The organism is Massilia oculi (assembly GCF_017582745.1).
Classification (GTDB): domain Bacteria; phylum Pseudomonadota; class Gammaproteobacteria; order Burkholderiales; family Burkholderiaceae_D; genus Telluria; species Telluria oculi_A.
In genome coordinates this window covers 169,830-187,027 of record NZ_JAFVIM010000008.1, presented here as the reverse complement: position 1 = coordinate 187,027, position 17,198 = coordinate 169,830, and the positions used below count along the sequence as shown (strand labels likewise).

Annotated in this window: 14 protein-coding genes; 8 read left to right on the top strand and 6 right to left on the bottom strand. The window is 65.8% G+C overall.

Annotation, left to right across the window (positions count from 1 at the left end):
• Positions 1–37 precede the first annotated feature (37 nt).
• Positions 38–1,012 carry a sensor domain-containing diguanylate cyclase gene (locus tag J3U95_RS12025; protein ID WP_229519787.1) on the top strand — a complete coding sequence of 325 codons (975 nt, stop codon included), beginning with the start codon at positions 38–40 and terminating at the stop codon, positions 1,010–1,012.
• 88 nt (positions 1,013–1,100) lie between these two features.
• On the top strand, positions 1,101–3,971 hold the full coding sequence (locus J3U95_RS12020) for a M16 family metallopeptidase (protein WP_208278828.1): 2,871 nt from the start codon (positions 1,101–1,103) through the stop codon (positions 3,969–3,971).
• Between the two features lie 178 nt (positions 3,972–4,149).
• Here J3U95_RS12020 and J3U95_RS12015 read toward each other — a convergent pair whose 3' ends face one another.
• The 3 genes from J3U95_RS12015 to J3U95_RS12005 form a co-directional block, all read right to left on the bottom strand.
• Positions 4,150–6,261 (bottom strand): general stress protein, encoded by a 2,112-nt coding sequence (locus J3U95_RS12015; RefSeq protein ID WP_208278827.1) that lies wholly within the window; start codon positions 6,259–6,261, stop codon positions 4,150–4,152.
• A 250-nt stretch (positions 6,262–6,511) separates the two neighbouring features.
• Positions 6,512–6,775 carry a hypothetical protein gene (locus tag J3U95_RS12010; RefSeq protein ID WP_208278826.1) on the bottom strand — a complete coding sequence of 88 codons (264 nt, stop codon included), beginning with the start codon at positions 6,773–6,775 and terminating at the stop codon, positions 6,512–6,514.
• A gap of 9 nt (positions 6,776–6,784) precedes the next feature.
• Positions 6,785–7,573, bottom strand: a complete 789-nt coding sequence (locus tag J3U95_RS12005) for a DNA/RNA non-specific endonuclease (protein WP_208278825.1) — start codon at positions 7,571–7,573, stop codon at positions 6,785–6,787.
• A gap of 212 nt (positions 7,574–7,785) precedes the next feature.
• Between J3U95_RS12005 and J3U95_RS12000 the strand changes: the two genes are divergently transcribed.
• The 5 genes from J3U95_RS12000 to J3U95_RS11980 all read left to right on the top strand — a co-directional run bounded on the left by J3U95_RS12000 (position 7,786) and on the right by J3U95_RS11980 (position 11,573).
• The gene (locus tag J3U95_RS12000; protein WP_229519786.1) at positions 7,786–8,136 is read left to right on the top strand and encodes a hypothetical protein; all 351 of its coding nucleotides are present in this window, start codon (positions 7,786–7,788) and stop codon (positions 8,134–8,136) included.
• Positions 8,137–8,239: 103 nt separating this feature from the next.
• Complete coding sequence (locus J3U95_RS11995) at positions 8,240–8,500, top strand: DUF5985 family protein (protein ID WP_208278823.1); 261 nt, start codon at positions 8,240–8,242, stop codon at positions 8,498–8,500.
• A gap of 4 nt (positions 8,501–8,504) precedes the next feature.
• On the top strand, positions 8,505–8,774 hold the full coding sequence (locus J3U95_RS11990; protein WP_208278822.1) for a DUF5985 family protein: 270 nt from the start codon (positions 8,505–8,507) through the stop codon (positions 8,772–8,774).
• A gap of 103 nt (positions 8,775–8,877) precedes the next feature.
• A complete protein-coding gene (locus J3U95_RS11985; protein WP_208278821.1) occupies positions 8,878–9,138 on the top strand; it encodes a hypothetical protein in 261 nt (86 codons plus the stop codon).
• Positions 9,139–9,230: 92 nt separating this feature from the next.
• Complete coding sequence (locus J3U95_RS11980) at positions 9,231–11,573, top strand: hybrid sensor histidine kinase/response regulator (RefSeq protein ID WP_229519785.1); 2,343 nt, start codon at positions 9,231–9,233, stop codon at positions 11,571–11,573.
• A 218-nt stretch (positions 11,574–11,791) separates the two neighbouring features.
• Here J3U95_RS11980 and J3U95_RS11975 read toward each other — a convergent pair whose 3' ends face one another.
• Both J3U95_RS11975 and J3U95_RS11970 read right to left on the bottom strand, forming a co-directional pair.
• Positions 11,792–12,970 carry a glycosyltransferase gene (locus J3U95_RS11975; protein WP_208278820.1) on the bottom strand — a complete coding sequence of 393 codons (1,179 nt, stop codon included), beginning with the start codon at positions 12,968–12,970 and terminating at the stop codon, positions 11,792–11,794.
• Between the two features lie 396 nt (positions 12,971–13,366).
• Positions 13,367–14,569 (bottom strand): DUF2863 family protein, encoded by a 1,203-nt coding sequence (locus J3U95_RS11970; protein ID WP_208278819.1) that lies wholly within the window; start codon positions 14,567–14,569, stop codon positions 13,367–13,369.
• Between the two features lie 132 nt (positions 14,570–14,701).
• On the opposite strand from J3U95_RS11970, the gene J3U95_RS11965 reads away from it, so the two are divergent.
• Positions 14,702–16,003, top strand: a complete 1,302-nt coding sequence (locus J3U95_RS11965; RefSeq protein WP_208278818.1) for an NCS2 family permease — start codon at positions 14,702–14,704, stop codon at positions 16,001–16,003.
• A 48-nt stretch (positions 16,004–16,051) separates the two neighbouring features.
• Here the strand turns inward: J3U95_RS11965 and J3U95_RS11960 are convergent, their stop codons facing one another.
• On the bottom strand, positions 16,052–17,008 hold the full coding sequence (locus tag J3U95_RS11960) for an IS1595 family transposase (protein ID WP_229519802.1): 957 nt from the start codon (positions 17,006–17,008) through the stop codon (positions 16,052–16,054).
• Positions 17,009–17,198 lie beyond the last annotated feature (190 nt).

Genomic DNA, 17,198 nt, shown 5'->3' with positions numbered 1-17,198 from the left:
TGCCGCTCTCCGATACCGCAACCACAGAGGACGGCTCATGAGCGCACCCAGCACCGGCACAGGCCCGACAGCCCTGGTCCAGGACGTGGCTTTCGTGGGGCAGTTGATGGAAAGCCTCTCGGTGCCGGTCTTCGTACTGGGCACCGATGCCCGCGTCATGGTCTGGAACCGCGCCTGCGAGCAGCTGACGGGCGTGGCGGCGCCCGAAGTGCTCGGCACCGGCGACCACTGGCGCAGTTTCTACGAAATCCAGCGCCCAACGCTGGCCGACATGGTGCTCAAGGGCCGGCGCGACGAGGCCCCGTCGCCGCCGGGAGCGGAGGCCCGCTCTCCCATTGCGCTGTCGCTCGAAAGCTGGTGCGACATGCCGCGCGCCGGCCGGCGCCGCTACCTGGCGGCCGACGCCAGTCCGATCTTCAATGCCAGCGGCCAGCTGTCGGCGGTGGTCGAGACCCTGCGCGACCTCACCGACGCCAAGATGGCCCAGATCGCACTGGAGCAGCTGGCCACGCGCGACGGCTTGACGGGCCTGGCCAACCGGCGCTGCTTCGACGACACCCTGCATGCGGAATGGACGCGCGCGCTGCGCCAGATGCAGCCGCTGTCGCTGCTGATGGTGGACGTCGACAACTTCAAGGCCTATAACGATGCCCATGGCCACCTGGGCGGCGACGAATGCCTGAAGCGGGTGGCGCGCGCCGTGGCCAGCGAAATGCGTGCCAACGACCTGGTGGCGCGCTACGGCGGCGAGGAATTCGCCGTGATCCTGCCCAACCAGTCGCTGAAAGGCGCGGCCATCGTCGCCGAGCGCATCCGGTGCCGGGTCGAACAACTGCAGCTGCCGTGCCGCTTCGCCGCCGGCCACGTGACGGTGTCGATCGGCGCCGCCACCGCCATCGCCGGGCCCGACAACCACGCCAGCCAGCTGGTCGCGATCGCCGACGCCGCCCTGTACCGCGCCAAGCACCTGGGGCGCAACCGCATCAGCCTGCCGATGTCGGAGGCCGCGTAAACACCGGCATTCATCGGTAGTCCCGCGGCTGTTCATTCCTTGGCGGATAGACTATCCTTCGCGATTGTCTATTTCCCAAGGAGACATCGTGTTTCAATCGACCCTGTCGCGCACCACGCTCGCGACATTGATTTCCGGCGTGCTGCTGGCCAGCGCCGCCAGCGCCGCTGTGGCCACACCTGCGGCCACCAAGCCGGCCACCGGTGGCGACGTACTGCCGTTCAAGGCCACCGAAAAACTGCTTCCCAACGGCCTGAAGGTCATCGTGGTGCCGACCGGCTTCCCGAACCTGGTCTCGGTGCACATCCCGGTGCAGACCGGTTCGCGCAACGAAGTCGAGCCGGGCAAGTCGGGCTTCGCCCACTTCTTCGAGCACATGATGTTCCGCGGTACGCCGACCTACCCGCCGGAAAAATACCAGGAAGTGATCACGAAGGCCGGCGCCCGCCAGAACGCGTATACCAGCGATGACCTGACCAACTACTACACCACCTTCGCCAAGCAGGACCTGGAGACGGTGCTGAAGGTCGAGGCCGACCGCTTCCAGCACCTGTCGTATCCGATCGAGGCCTTCAAGACCGAATCGCGCGCCGTGCTGGGCGAATACAACAAGAACAGCGCCAACCCGATGTCGAAGCTGTTCGAGGTGCAGCGCGACGCCGCCTACACGACCCACACCTACAAGCACACCACGATGGGCTTCCTCAAGGACATCGAGGACATGCCCAACCAGTACGATTACTCGAAGGTCTTCTTCGACCGCTGGTATCGCCCTGAAAAGACCACCATCATCATCGCCGGCGACGTCGAGCCGTCGAAGGCGATCGCCATGGTCGAGAAGTACTGGGCCGGCTGGAAGCGCGGCACTTTTAAATCGAACGTGCCGGTCGAGCCGGCGCCGCGCGGCGCCCAGTACCGCCACGTGGCCTGGCAGACGCCGACCCTGCCGCTGGTGACGGTCGCCTGGCGCGCGCCGAGCTTCGTCGCCCAGCAGAAGGAGCAAGCCGCCCTGTCGATGGCGCTGTCGCTGTCGTTCGGGCGCACCTCGCCGCTGTACAAGCGCCTGGTGCAGGATGAGCAAAAAGTCGACCAGCTGTTCGACTTCACCCCGAACCGGGTCGATCCGACCCTGGCTACCATCGGCGCGCGCGTGAAGAATCCGGCGGACGCCGTGATGGTGCGCGACGCCATCCTGCAGACGGTGGCGAAGCTGCGCGATGAACCGGTCAGCAGCCAGGAACTCGAAGCCGCCAAGTCGGCCCAGAAGTATGGCCTGATCCGCTCGCTCGACAATACCGAGGCGATTGCATCGACCCTGGCTTCCTACGTGCACTTCGAGCGCTCGTACGATACCCTCAACGGCTACTACCGCGCGATCGATGGCTTGAGCCCGGCCGACCTGCAGGCCGCCGCCCGCAAATACCTGGTCGACGACAGCATGGTGGTCACCACCCTGTCGCATGACGCGCTGCCGAAGGGCATCGAGCAGTTGCCGAAGCTGGCGTCGTTCGCCCCGCAGGCGGGATATGCGAAATTCGACGTGCTGGTGCAGAAATCGGCCCTGCCGCAGATCCGCTTCAAGCTGCTGTTCGACGCTGGCTCGGCCCACGACCCGAAGGGCAAGGAAGGCCTGGCCGCCCTCACCGCCGCAATGGTGGCCTCGAGCGGTTCGCGCGAGCGCAAGATCGACGAGGTGACCAAGGCGCTGTTCCCGATGGCCGGCAGCCTCACCGAGCAGACCGACAAGGAGATGACGACCTTCACCGGCACCATCCACAAGGATAACTGGGACCAGTTCCTCGGCATCGCCATGCCGCTGCTGGTGGATCCGGGCTTCCGCGAGGAGGATTTCCGCCGCCTGAAGGACGCCCAGCGCAATGCCCTGGTGCTGGACCTGAAGGACAACAACGAGGAAGAATTCGGCAAGGAGCGGCTGCAAGCGAATGTGTTCGCCGGCACCGCCTACGGCCATCCGGTGCTGGGCACCGTCGCCGGCATCGACGCCATCACCCTCGACGACGTGAAAGCCTTCTACGCCAAGGCCTATACCCGCGGCGCCGTGAAGGTCGGCATCTCGGGCGACGTGTCGGATGCGATGACGGCCTCGCTCAAGGCGCAGCTGGCGCGTCTGCCTGAAGGCGCCGGCTTACCCGCCACCGGCGTGCCGAAAGGCCGCATGCCCAATGGCCTGGAAGTGGAAATCGTCGAGAAGAACACCCGTGCCACCGCGATTTCGTTCGGCCTGCCGCTGGAAGTCACGCGCAAGCACCCGGACTTCGCCGCCCTGTGGCTGGCCAAGACCTGGCTCGGCGAGCACCGTTCCTCGAGCGCCCACCTGTACCAGCGCATCCGTGAAGAGCGCGGCATGAACTACGGTGACTACGCGTACATCGAAGCCTTCCCGCGCGGGATGTTCCAGTTCTTCCCGAACCCCAACCTGGGCCGCAAGGCGCAGCTGTTCGAGGTCTGGATCCGCCCGGTGGCGCCGCAGAACGGCCACTTCGCGCTGCGCGTGGCGCTGCACGAACTGGGCAAGATGGTCGACGAGGGCATCAGCCAGGCAGATTTCGAGACCACCCGCGATTACCTGATGAAGAACGTGTTCGTGATGACCGCGACCCAGGACCAGCGGCTGGGCTATGCGCTCGATTCGCAATGGTATGGCACGCCGGAGTTCACGGCCATGATGCGCGACGCCCTGTCGAAACTGAGCGCGGCCGACGTCAATGCGGCCATCAGCAAGCACCTGTCGGCCAAGAACCTGTCGGTGGTAATCATCACCAAGGATGCGGCCGGGCTGAAGCAGGCGCTGGTGAGCGACGCCTTCTCGCCGATCAAGTACGACGCCAACAAGCCGCAGGCCTTGCTGGACGAGGACAAGCAGATCGGTGAGATGAAGTTGAACATCAAGCCGGAGGCAGTGACCATCACGCCAGCGGCCGAGGTGTTTGCCAAGTAAGTTGGCATGTAAACGTCGTCCCCGCGAAGGCGGGGACCCAAGTCTTTCGCGGTCCCACTGCATTTAACGTAGGCACTGCGCTGGCAAACTTGGATCCCCGCCTCCGCGGGGACGACGTGCTTGGTGCAACGCCAGAAGTTCAAAGTTATCGCAACTCCTGGAGTTCGCCTTTAGACGCTCAACGCATCATCCGATCCCAGCCGTGACGCACGGCCGATTTCATCTTCTCCCAGGTCGACTGCTCGCCCGGATAACGGGTGTCCCAGTCGCTGCGCAAGTCGGTCTCGACGTCGTTCCACGGACGGCCGCGGTATTTCTCGTTCAGCGCCATCTCCGAGCCGTAGCTGTAGGCCGGACGGTATTCGTCATACGCCTCGCCGCTGGCTCCATAGACCGAGTTCCAGTGGTTGCGGTAATAGGCGTCGTTGTCGCCGTCGGTCATGCGGTCCCAGCCGCGACGCACGGCGGACTTCATCTTGTCCCAGGTCGATTGCTCGCCTGGATAGCGGCGATCCCAGTCGCTGCGCAGGTCGGTCTCGACCGCATCCCAGCTGCGGCCGCGGTACTGGTCGTTACGCGCCATCTCCGAACCGTAGCTGTAGGCCGGACGGTACTCGTCGTACGAACCACCGGCGGCGCCGTAGGTCGTGTTCCAGTGATTGCGGTAGTAGATGTCGTCGTCGTTGTCGTCGGTCATGCGGTCCCAGCCGTGGCGGACGGCGTTCTTGACGCGGTCCCAGGTCGACGGTTCGCTGGTGTCGCTGCCGGTGGTGCTGAAGTCGCGGGTGCCGTCGATGCGGTTGTCCCAGCCGGTGCGCAGGGTGCCCTCGACGTCGTCCCAGGGCTGGTTGCGATACAGTTCGCTGCGGCGCATCTCGCTGCCGTAGGCATAGGCCGGTTTCAGCTCCTCGAACCTGGTGCCGCTCGACGCGTAGGTGCTGTCGTAGTGACTGCGGTACAGGTCGTCGTCATCATCGCGGGTCATGCGTTCCCAGCCGTGGCGCACCGCGGCCTTCATTTTTTCCCAGGTCGACGGTTCGCCGGCGGTGGCGTAGCGGCTGTCCCAGTCGCTGCGCAGGTCGGATTCGATGTCGTCCCAGGCGCGGTTGGTGTAGCGGCCGCTGCGCGCGGCTTCGCTGCCGTAGCTGTAGGCCGGCAGGTAGTCGTCGTAGGACGCGCCGGTGGCGCCGTAGGTGGTGTTGAAGTGGTTGCGGTAATAGGTGTCGTCGTCGTACGAGCCCATGGTGCTCGAGCCCGAACCCGTGCTGCCGCCCAGGCCCAGCGCGGCGTCGGACTGGCCGCGCGAGAAGATGCGCACGCCGCTGCGCTGCTTGTCCAGGTTCGCGCTGTCGCCGCTCAGCGAGCCGCTCAGAGAGTTGGTCTGGGTGTCACGCTGCAGCGAGTCGCTGCGGATCGAGCCTTCCAGGGCCGAGCCCTGGATCGACGAACCGGCCGCGGCCGCGCCGAGCGAGCTGCCGGCCAGCGGGCTGGCGCCGGCCGCCGATGCGGTCGCGCCTTTATTCGCACCGCTGGTGGCGAGGCGGTCGTTGTCCAGCTGCGCGCTGCCGGCCGACAGACCACCCTGCTGGCTGCCTTCGAGCGGCGCGTTCTGCACCGGGTCGTCGCGCAGGGTCGAGCTTTGCAGCGAGGTACCGCCGGTGGCGGTCAGGCCGCTATTGCCCAGCGATTCCTGGTGAATGCCGCCCACGGTCTGGCCCGGGCTCACAGCGCCTTGCTGGAACAGCTCGCGGTCGCCCGGGTTGTCGAGCTTTGGCGTCGATGACGCCTGGGCGTTGCCGAGCGAACCCGATTGGGCCGACATCGACGACGATTGCTGCATGCCGGTGCTGCTGCCCATGCGCATGGCGCCGGCGCTGATGCCGCTCGATGCGATGTCCGGGGTGCCGGTGGCGTTCTCGTCGATGTCGGTCGGGCCGTAGCGCTCGACGATGTCGGCCGCGCGCTCGACTTCCGGCAGCGAGTCCGCGACCAGCGTCAGCACGTGGTGGCCGCGGGTGACGGCGCCTTCGTAGCGGCTCACGTGTTCGGCGTTATCCGAACCGAACAGGTCACTGAAGAAATTCTTGATGCTGGCGGTGATGCCGGTATCGCCGTCATGGCTGCGTTCGATGTTCAGGTCGGAACGGCCGGTCAGGCTGTCGGTCTGGCCGGTGGGGTCGGCGTTGGACAGGCGGACGTCGGTACGGGTGAAGCCCGAGGACAGCAGTTCGTTCATCGCGTTCTGCGCGTCGGTGCGGTTGTCGAACACCGCGACAAGTGTATGTTGCATGGTCGTTCCTCCGAAAAATGGTGGTACTGGCGCCGGCGGCGAGGTTGCCGCTACTTGTGCGCTTTGTTGTCAAGATTACTCCAATACTGATGGGGCTCGCGCACCATTGACCATTGGAAAATTCATGTCAGAACAAGGCGAAATTCGGCGTCGGACCACCTACGGATGGGCACGTAGGCTCAGGACGACAAGGAAGAGAATGCCGGGTAGTGACCCGGCATGGACAGCGCACCGGAACCGGTGCGCGGGGTCAGGCGAACGGGTTGTCGATGGTCTTGATCTCGGGCGGCGGCAGCGTGTCGGGCAGGTCGCGCGCCTCGAGTGCGGTCACGATCTCGCCCAGCAGCGCGTGCAGGCGGCGCGCCTTGTCCAGCCCGGGCAGGTCGGCGGTCAGGTCGACGTCGCCCGAGATCGTGATGCGGTCGACCCGGTTTTCCAGCATCAGGTCGCCGATGCCGGCAACGTCGGCTTCGTTGGCGAAGGGGGTGAAGGCGGCGGGTTTCTTCTTGCTCATGGTGTTCCTTTACGATCGGTTCTTGCGCTGCTTGATCCTGGGCAGGCGCAGCATGCGTTCCTTTTCCTTCGTCGACAGCGACGGCAGCAGTTCGATGCCGACGATGCGCTCCAGTTCTGCCACCGGCACCACATTGATTGGCGCGTCGGCGCGGTTTTCGGTGAACCAGGCCGCCGCCAGCTTCTGGCGCGGACTGTACACCACCTTGTACAGGTGGCTCGGCACGATCACGTTGCCGACCTTCTTGAGACTGGCGCCGAGGAAGGCCGGGCCGGTGATCACATACAGCTCCCCTTCCTTCTTCGCCATGGTGCGCACGGCGCCCTCGATCGGGGCCCAGATGTGGCGGTTGTGGTCGCGGTCTTGCGGGACCATATTGGCCAGCGAAAAGCTCTCGCGCTGGGTGCGGCGGTCGGGCATGTTCGCGTTCGGCGCCAGGTGGCCGCGGTCGAAACCGCTGCGCGCATAGTCCGACAGCTCGGCGCGCTGGCCGCGCGGCAGGCGCTGCTCGGCGTGGAACTTGTCGTCCCGGTCCAGGCCCTGGGCCCGCTTGAGGTTATCGGCGCGCACGTGTTCGGCCGACCACAGCGGCGTGCGGGTCACGCCCGAGTGCACGACGCCGAACACGCCGTAGCACAGTTCGCGGGTGGCGGTGGCCAGTTTCTGGTTGTGGATCTCGGGCGCACGGCCGTCGAGGTAATGGACCGGGCAACTGGCGGCCTGGGCCGCGCCGGCGGCAAGCAGGGCGCCGGCGACGGCGAAGCGGGCGAGGAATCTGCCCAGGGTGGAGCGAAGCATGATAGGACGGCAATGGTGAAGAAAGCGGGCATTTTAGCTGAGCATGTGCTCCTGAGTATCAATTTAGGGTGCGTAGGCGCGCACGATTGCGCGAGCAATTCCACGTGGAATGTTTTAAAATTAACGCTTTCTCAATAAGATTTTCCATTTGGGAAACAAATTCACCACGAATGACCCACCCGCCGATCCCGGAGGATCTACGCCGTTTCGTCTTGACGAGCATTCCCTCCGTGCCCTTCCTGGAAGCCCTGCTGCTGCTGCGCGCCGACCCCACCCAGCAGTGGGAAAGCGCGATGCTGGCCAGCCGGCTCTACATCCGCGAGCGCGTGGCGAGCCAGTTGCTGTCCGACCTGTGCACGGCGGGGATTGCCCAATCCTGCGGTCCGCCCGCCGCCCACTGCTACCGCTACGAGCCGGTCAACGACGCCCTGCGCGAACGCATCGATCGCCTGGCCGACTTGTATGCGCGGCACCTGGTGGAAGTCACCCACCTGATTCATTCGAGCCTGGAGCGCCAGGCCTGGCAGTTCGCGGATGCCTTCCGCCTGCGCAAGGACGAATGAAATCGGGTATGTGGCAAGCTGGTTGTATGCAATAAACTGAACGCAATGAGCAGGCGCCGAGCGCCGACAAGAATAATGAGCATTACCTTCGGGACGATGTGATATGGGCGAAGTGATCTATACCCTCTGCATGCTGACCGCGCTGACCTGCGCCGTGTTGCTGTTCGCCGGCTACCGGCGCACGCGCCTCCGGCTCCTGTTCTGGAGCGGCGCCTGTTTCGCTGGCATGACCTTGAATAATTTTTTGCTGTTATTGGACAAGGTCGTGTTCCCGACCCAGGTCGACTTGCTGCCGTGGCGCCAGGCCAGCGCGCTGGTGGCTTGCCTGCTCCTGCTCTACGGCCTGATCTACGAGAAGGAATGAAGCGATGACACATATGCTGGCCGGCGCCATCGCCATGGCTTCCCTGATCATCGCCCTGTTCTTCCTGCGCTTCTGGCGCGCCAGCCGCGACCGCTTCTTCCTGTATTTCGCCCTGTCGTTCGCGATCGAGGGCCTGCACCGCGTGTATGCGGTCATGCGCGACGGCGGCGGCGAGGACTCTCCGCTGCACTACCTGATCAGGCTGTTGGCCTATGGCTTGATCTTGTGGGCCATCCTGGAAAAAAACCTGCCGCGCAAGAAGCGCCGCCCATGAACACGGCAAGCCGCGGCACGCCGGGCCGCTACCGCTGGCGTGCGCCTGACGCGGGGGCGCTGCGCCATAATCGGGGCATGTCAAACACACCATGGAGGTTGGCGTGAGCACTCCCGAAAACTCAGACCGCAAGAATGATGTGCCGGTTCCCGCCGGCGGCCAGGAAAACCGTTCCGACAATCTCTTGCCTGGCGACGAAGGCGCCGAAGATGGCCGCTTCGACGTGGCCGAGGAAGTGAACCTCGACCAGCAGTCGGACGAGGCGCGCAGGATCGGCCAGGCCCCGTCGCAGGGGATCGCCGATGCAGTTCCCGAGGCCCTGCGCACGCCGGTACCCTCGCAACCGGTGCCGGACAAGTCCTGAGACCGGCGCCACGGAATGGCGCAAAATCGTTGACACGGCCCGGCTCCGCACTTAGATTGCCGAAATAACTATACTATCGGGTTTCGATCACCTTGAATGACACCATACCGCACGGCAGCCACAGGAGCGTTCTCTTCATCTGCAAGCGCGCGATCGACGATCCGATCGTCAACCAGGTCTCACGCGAACTGGACCAGGACATCGTCCGGGCCACCACGCCGGCCGACGGTCTGGCCCAGGCGCGCACGGGCGACTTCGCCCTGATCCTGGTCGGCTACTCGGGCGATGCCGAGGGCATGCTCGAGACGGTGCGCGCGGTGCGCGCCAACCAGCGCTCGAGCCGCACCCCGATCGTGGCGATGGGCCTGCCGCAACCCCTGCCCTTCCCCCAGGAACTGCTGTACGACGCCGGCGCCATCGCCGTGCTCACCGAACCGCTCTCCGCCACGATCCTGCGCGCCAAGGCGCGCTTCTACATCGAGGCCTTCAACAGCCAGTTCGAGCGCCACCGCGCCGAAACCGAACTCGAGCAGACCCGCTCACGCCTGCAGCGCATCATCGAAGCCGCCGAACTGGGCACCTGGTCGTGGGACATTGGGGCCGACCGGGTCGAGGCCGACGCCCGCATGGCGGCGCTGTTCGGCGTGCCGCAGGAACGCCGCCTCGACGCGCCGCTGGCCGCCTACCTGGCGGCCTTTCACCCGGACGACGTCGAGTCGACCGTCGCCCTGATCAACGCGGCCATCGATGGCGAAGACGCCTACGCCGCCACCTACCGCGTCCGCGCCGCCGGCGGCGGCTGGCGCTGGATGATCGCGCGCGGCCACGTCGAGTATGACGACCATGGGGCGCCGCTCGGGGTGCACGGCGTGGTGATGGACGCCACCCGCCAGCGCGAGGCCGAGCAGCAGCTGCACGCCACCGAGGAGCGCTACCGCACCCTGTTCGACTCGATCGACGAGGGACTGTGCGTGATCGACATGATCTACGATGCCGACGGCAAGCCCTGCGACTACCTGTTCGTCGAGGCCAATCCGGCCTTCGTCAAGCACACCGGTCTGATCGACGCGGTGGGCAAGACGATCCGCCAGATGGTGCCAACCCACGAGCAGCACTGGTTCGACATCTATGGGCAGGTGGCGCAGACTGGCGAGGCGGTGCGCTTCGAGAACGAGGCGAAGGGCCTGCACCGCTGGTACGACGTGCACGCGACGCGGCTGGGGCCGCCCGAACGGCACCAGGTCGCGGTGCTGTTCACCGATATTACCGAGCGGCGCCGGTCCGAGGCCGCGCTGCGGCGCATGGCGGCCGACCTGTCCGAAGCCAACCGCCTCAAGACCGAGTTCCTCGCCACCCTGGCGCACGAACTGAGGAATCCGCTGGCGCCGATCCGCAGCGGGCTGCAGTTCATCCGCCGCTCGCCCGCCGACCTCGATGCGGTCAGCCGCGTGCATGACATCATGGAGCGCCAGCTCGACCACCTGGTGAACCTGGTCGACGACCTGCTGGACGTGGCGCGCATCACGCGCGGCCAGGTCGAGCTGCGGCGCGAGCGGGTCGACTTGTCGACGATCCTCGCGGCCGCGGTTGAAACCAGCATGCCGCTGATCGAGGCGGCGCGTCATGCGTTCGACCTGCGCCTGCCGCAGGAAGACCTCGTGCTGGACGCCGATCCGACCCGCCTGACCCAGGTGGTGAGCAATCTGCTGAACAATGCGGCGCGCTACACGCCCAAGGGCGGACGCATCGCGCTGGAGGCCAGGCGCGATGGCGAGCAGGCGGTGGTGACGGTGTCCGACAACGGGATCGGCATCGCGCCCGAGGCGCTGGAAGACGTGTTTCGCATGTTCACCCAGGTCGGCCAGGCGCAGCAGCCCGGATCCGGCGGGCTCGGCATCGGCCTGTCACTGGTGCGCAGCCTGGTCGAGCTGCATGGCGGCAGCGTGAGCGCCGCCAGCGCCGGCACCAATGCCGGCAGCACCTTCACGGTGCGCCTGCCGCTGGTCGCCGATGCGCATGCAGGGTTGCCCCCGGACGAGGCCGGCACGCCCGGGACGGCATCCGATGCCGCGCCGCCGGGCCGCAACGTGCTGGTGGTCGACGACAACCGCGACGCGGCCGAGACCCTGGCCGCCCTGCTCAATATGATGGGCCACCGCGCGCCGGTGGCCAACGACGGCCGCCAGGCGCTGCGCATGCTGCCCAGCCTGATGCCGGACGTGGTATTCCTGGACCTGGGCATGCCGGGCATGTCGGGCTACGAAGTGGCGGCGGCGATCAGGGAAGACGAACGCCTGGCCGGAATCCGGCTGGTGGCGCTGACTGGCTGGGGTGGAGAGGCGGACCGGGCCAGGACCAAGGCGGCGGGGTTCGACGAACACCTGACCAAGCCGGCGACGGTGGAGGCGATCGAGGACGTGCTCAGGAGGGTGTGATTTGATGGCGCTTCACGGGCGCCAATTTCTTTTGTCAGCGTAAAAACGTCGTCCCCGCGCAGGCGGGGACCCAAGTTTGCGCGCATTTCGACAGCGCTAGCAGTACTTGGGGGGAACAGCGCCAGTGGCGCTGTTCCCGCCTGCGCGGGGAGTCGTTACTGCCAGTGGCAGTAACGACGTATTCAGCATGCAGGCCGGGCTTGACCGGCCCGATCAATTCAACCCACCTGCGCCACCGGCAACTGCTCCGCCGGCACGCGCACCGCTTCCTGGCTGTTGGCAAAGAAGCGCTCGACCTTGTTGCCCGCGACGGCGCTGCCGATCAGTTCGTGCATGCGGCTGGCAGTCAGGTCCCACGAGGTCCCGGCCACCACTTCGCGCATGCGGCGGGCCTGGGCCTGGCGTTCGTCGTCGCCCAGCGCCAGCTGGCGCTCGCAGGCGGCGATGAAGTCGCCGTGCGATTCGGCGATCTCCACCACGTCGCCATACGGCACCTTGACGTCGGTGATCGGGGTCGACACGCATGGCAGCTCGGCCGCCATGTATTCGAGCACCTTGGTCGGACTGATGAACTTGGTCGAATCGTTCATCGCGAACGGCAGCAGGCAGACGTCCCAGCCGGCCAGGAACTGCGGCAGCTGGTCGTAGGTGCGCTGGCCCATGTAGTGGACGTTCGGCTGCTTGGGCAGGGTCGCCGGGTCGATCTTGACGACCGGGCCGACCAGCACGATCTGCCAGTCCGGGTGCGCATCTGCCATGCTCGAGACCAGGTCGACGTCGAAGCGTTCGTCGATCACGCCATAGAAGCCCAGGCGCGGATGCGCGATGTGGGCCTGGTCCGGATGCGAGATGGCGCGATCCTGGGCCTGGCGGAAGTGTTTGGCGTCGACGCTGCTCGAGAAGCAGTGGGCGTTGGCGTGGCGGTCGCGTTTAGACTGGTACAGGCTCGGGCCGCCGGTGAAGACGACGTCGGCGATGTTCAGCAGTGCGCTTTCGCGCTGCAGCAGCTGCTTCGGCGCATTCTTGAACATGGCCAGTTCGTCCATGCAGTCATAGATCACCTTGGACGGCTTGAAGACTTGCAGCAGCGGCAGCGCCATCGGGGTATAGAACCAGACGATCGGCGCTTCGTCCTCGGGGACCAGGTTGGCCAGCAGCGCCTGCAGGGTCGGCAGCTGGTCGTCGTGGAAGCCGAACTGCTGGATCGGCGTGTGCGGACGGCACACAGTGATGTTCGGTGCGACCACGGTCTTTTCCAGGCGTGCCTCCCCTGCGGTATGCATCGGTTCCTCGACGAAAAGAACGTTGTAGTGTTCGGCCAGGCGGGTCATCAGGTGCTGTGGACGCTGGAACACGAAATCCCAGCGGAGGTGGCAAAACACGATCAGGGTCGGCATGTCGATTTCCTTTCGCCTTGGCGGCGCTCTAGTTGTTTGGTAAGGTCAAACCGGACCGCTTCTTCTCTCTCTCACAAGGCCGTGGCGCTGCACGGGAAGCCGGTCGGACCACGGAATCGTATCATGCAATTTTCCCAATATTTTCAGTTGTGCAAAGCAACATTGCGCAGGATGTAACAAAATATTGCCTCCGAATGCTGGGCCTCATAGGGAGAGTCCGTCTATCGAGCAATTTTCTGTAAGGGGCGTCCTACACCAACACAGGAAAATCCACTACGAAAAAACGGCAAAAACTTTACGGTATGCACTGAAATCGGGGGCCGAAAGCGCCTGTTTACCGCCCTCGCGGCCAGAATCCGGCAAGGTCCGGTCGCTGGGCGGTGACAGAAGGGAACGTCAGGCGGGATGGTAGGGCTCGGCGCCTTCGGCGTGACCGTCGGCGCTGAAACCGGCGGCGATCGAGACGCCTTCCAGGCCCAGCGACAATAATGCATCGCACAATTCGTCGACTTCGGCGGCCAGGTCGCCGGCCAGGTCGACCGGCTTCTCGACGCTGCCCCACGGCTGGCCGCCGTCGAGCGCATACAGGTTGGCGCGAAGGATCACGTGCTCGCCCATGTCGAGCGGCGCCACCGCGGCGTGCACCGCGTCCGGCGCCAGGTCCTTGGCCGCCAGCAGGCGCTTGGCCTCGGCCAGCACGCCGAGGGTCGCCAGTTCGGCCACGCCCTGCTCCTTGGCGCCATAGAACAGGTCCTGGTAGAGGAAGTTCAGCTCGAGGCGGTCCGGGTCGGACGATAGAACCCGCGCCACCAGCGGGGCGACGGCCTCGGTCCAGGCGCGGTAGCGCTCCATGCGCGCCGCGAAATAGGCGTCGCTGCCCGCTTCGTCGCGCGGCACACGGTAGAACGGATCGTCGGCGCGCTTGAGCGAGAAGCCGAGCAGGAAGCGCAGTTCGAGCGCGGTCTCGTCGGGCGCTACCGGCTCGCCGGTCCAACCGCGCATGCTGGCCTCGATGGTCGGCGCAGGCTGCAGCTTCTTTTCCAGCAGCGACGCGGCGGCTTCGCGCAGCATCTGGTGCAGCGTGCCGTAGGCGATGTGGTCGATCTCGGCCAGGTCGTAGGCATGCTGCAGCAGCACGACCCTGGCGCCCTTGCTGTCCAGGCCATGGGACTGGAAGCTGGCGGAAAGGCTTTCGAAGGCGCTAGGGTCCTGGAAGTTTTCGCGGGCATCGAGGCCGCCGCGGCTGCGCACGAACAGCGGCACCAGGAAGGCGTCGATCTCGTACTCGGGGCCGTCTTCGCGCCGGATGCGCAGGGTAGCGGCTTCTTCTTCCACGCGCGCGCGCAGCAGGCGGCAGGCCAGCGGATCAGTGTAGCGCGCCAGTTCGATGGCTTCGTACAGCACCTCGTCGTGCTTCTTGCGGATCGCCTTGCGCACCAGGCTGGCGAGGGCCTCCGCCTGCTCGCCGCCCTGCGCCGCCTCGTCCTCGCGCTCGGCGATCTCGAGGGCCATGTCGGCCATCAGCCGGGCCTGGGCATCGGTGTCGGGTTCGCGCGTGTTGTTCGAGGTGCGGGGTGCGGGACGCTTGTTCTTCGGCATGGTGTGAAAAAATGGATGGAGGTTCGAGCCGGCATGGTAACACCGCCGCGCGCCCTGGCGTAGCGCCGCGGGCTGCAGGCGCCGTGTCCCGGTGTTATGCTTCGGGCAAAAAACACATCCCGAAAGTCCCCCATGCTCGAACGACTCTTCAAACTCAGCGAAAACAAGACCAACATCCGCACCGAGATGATGGCCGGACTGACCACCTTCCTGACGATGGTCTACATCATCTTCGTCAACCCCTCGATCCTGGGCGACGCCGGCATGCCGAAGGAATCGGTGTTCGTCGCCACCTGCCTGGTGGCCGCCGGCGGCACCGCCATCATGGGCCTGTACGCCAACTACCCGATCGCGATGGCGCCCGGCATGGGCCTGAACGCCTATTTCGCCTATGCCGTGGTGCTCGGCATGGGCATCCCCTGGCAGGCGGCGCTTGGCGCCGTGTTCATCTCGGGCTGCCTGTTCATCGTGGTCACCATGGTGGGCTTGCGCGCCATGATCGTGGACGGCATCCCGCGCTCGATGCGGGTCGCGATCACGGTGGGCCTGGGCATGTTCCTGGCCCTGATCGCCCTCAAGAACGCCGGCATCGTGGTCGCCAACGAAGCCACCCTGGTCAAGGCCGGCGACCTGCACCAGCCCGCCGCGATCATGGCGACCGTCGGCTTCTTCGCCATCGTGGCGCTGGACCGCCTGCGGGTGCGCGGCGCGATCCTGATCGGCATCGTGCTCGTGACGGTGCTCAGTTTCTTCTTCGGCGGGAACACCTACCAGGGCCTGTTCTCGCTGCCGCCGTCGATCGAACCGACGCTGTTCCAGCTCGACATCCCGGGCGCCCTCGCCGCCGGCATCCTGAATGTGGTGCTGGTGTTCTTCCTGGTCGAGCTGTTCGACGCCACCGGTACCCTGATGGGCGTGGCGCGCCGCGCCGGCCTGCTGAGCGAGGACAAGATGGCTCGCGGCGATCAAATGGGCAAGGCACTGCTGGCCGACAGCGGCGCCATCGTCGCCGGCAGCGTGCTGGGCACGTCCAGCACCACCGCCTACCTGGAAAGCGCGTCCGGCGTGCAGGCCGGCGGGCGCACCGGCCTCACCGCGCTGACCGTGGCCGCGCTGTTCCTGGCCTGCCTGTTCATCGCGCCACTGGCAGCCGTGGTGCCGGCCTACGCCACCGCGCCGGCGCTGCTGTTCGTGGCCTGCCTGATGCTGTCCGACCTGGGCGACGTCGAGTGGAGCGACAGCACCGAGAGCATCCCGGCCGCCGTCACCGCGCTGGGCATGCCGTTCACCTATTCGATCGCCGAGGGCATCGCCTTCGGCTTCATCAGCTATGCGGTGCTCAAGCTGCTGACCGGGCGCGCGCGCGAGGTCAAGCCGGTGGTGTGGGTAATCGCGGGGCTGTTCGCTTTCAAGATCGTCTACATCGGAGCGTAGCGGCTCAAAAAATGGCGCTGTTCGCGTTAATTCGGCACAAGGCTCGGATCAGACTGCTTTGACAGCGGCCTCCAGCAATTGAGACGGTGCAAGTAAAGCACCCGCGTCGAGCACCCGTCGCCAGCCCGAGTAATGGATAAGATAGCGGCTGGCGACGCCGTGAAAGCGCACCAGCCAGCGCTTGAAGCGGCTGTGCCAGCCGTTGACATTGTTCAGGTGGATTGCACCGCGCGCCCGCTCTCCGGCCCGTAGGTTGATGGCCTCATGGAAAATGCTGTGACGCTTGGCGAACCCGCGATAAGCGATGGCGCCGTCGCTGATCAGGAGCGAATCCGGCGTCAGCACGGGGCCCAGGCACCGATCGAGCTCGGCGCCCGTGACCGGACCGCGCCCGCAGTGGAAATCCAGCGCTGCGCCGCCGCGCTGGCACGCGACCAGCAGGCAGTCGTGGTCGCGTCCGATTCCGCGGTGGCTGGCCACGCCACCCCGTCGCCGCGCCGGTCGGGTCAGCTTGCGCGAGCCCTTTTGCGATTCCAGCAGATAGGTTTCGTCCGCTTCGACCACGCCCGCCAGGCGCGCCGCACGCTCGTGCGTGAACCCGGCCACCATGCGGTGGCGCCAGCGAAAACTGGTGGTGCGGTGCACCTGGACGACCTCGGCGCTGGCGCGCACGGTGCGTGAATCCAGCAGGCACTGCAGGTAATGCAGCCAATGTTCTTTCTTGCGCAGGTGGGCGAGTTGGGTGCCGCTCAGGGCGTTGAAGCTGCGCCCGCACGCCAGGCAACGCCAGCGCTGCAGGCCGCTGGCACGCCCACAGCGGTGAGAACGTGCGCCGCCGCAGCGGGGACAGCATTTTCCGATGGCCGCCTGTTCGATGAGCGCAGCGCAATTGGCCACGGCGTCGGCCGCATCGTCGACCGTGGCCAGCCAGGCGCGTAGCTGTGAACGTTCTTGATGGCCCAGCGTGACGCCACGCAGGGCGGCAAACAATGTACTGAAATCCAGACCGTCCACGGCAGCCTCTTCAGGATGACTCGACAGTACTGAGACCGGACTGGACCGGGAAGGTTCGCAGAAATAACGCGAACAGCGCCCAAAAAAATCGACCGGTCGTTCGCGCCGGGCTTTACTAAACAGCGCCCGGTTCGTGCCTGATTGCATCGCTTCGCGCTGTCTTTGCGTTACAATGTCTGTC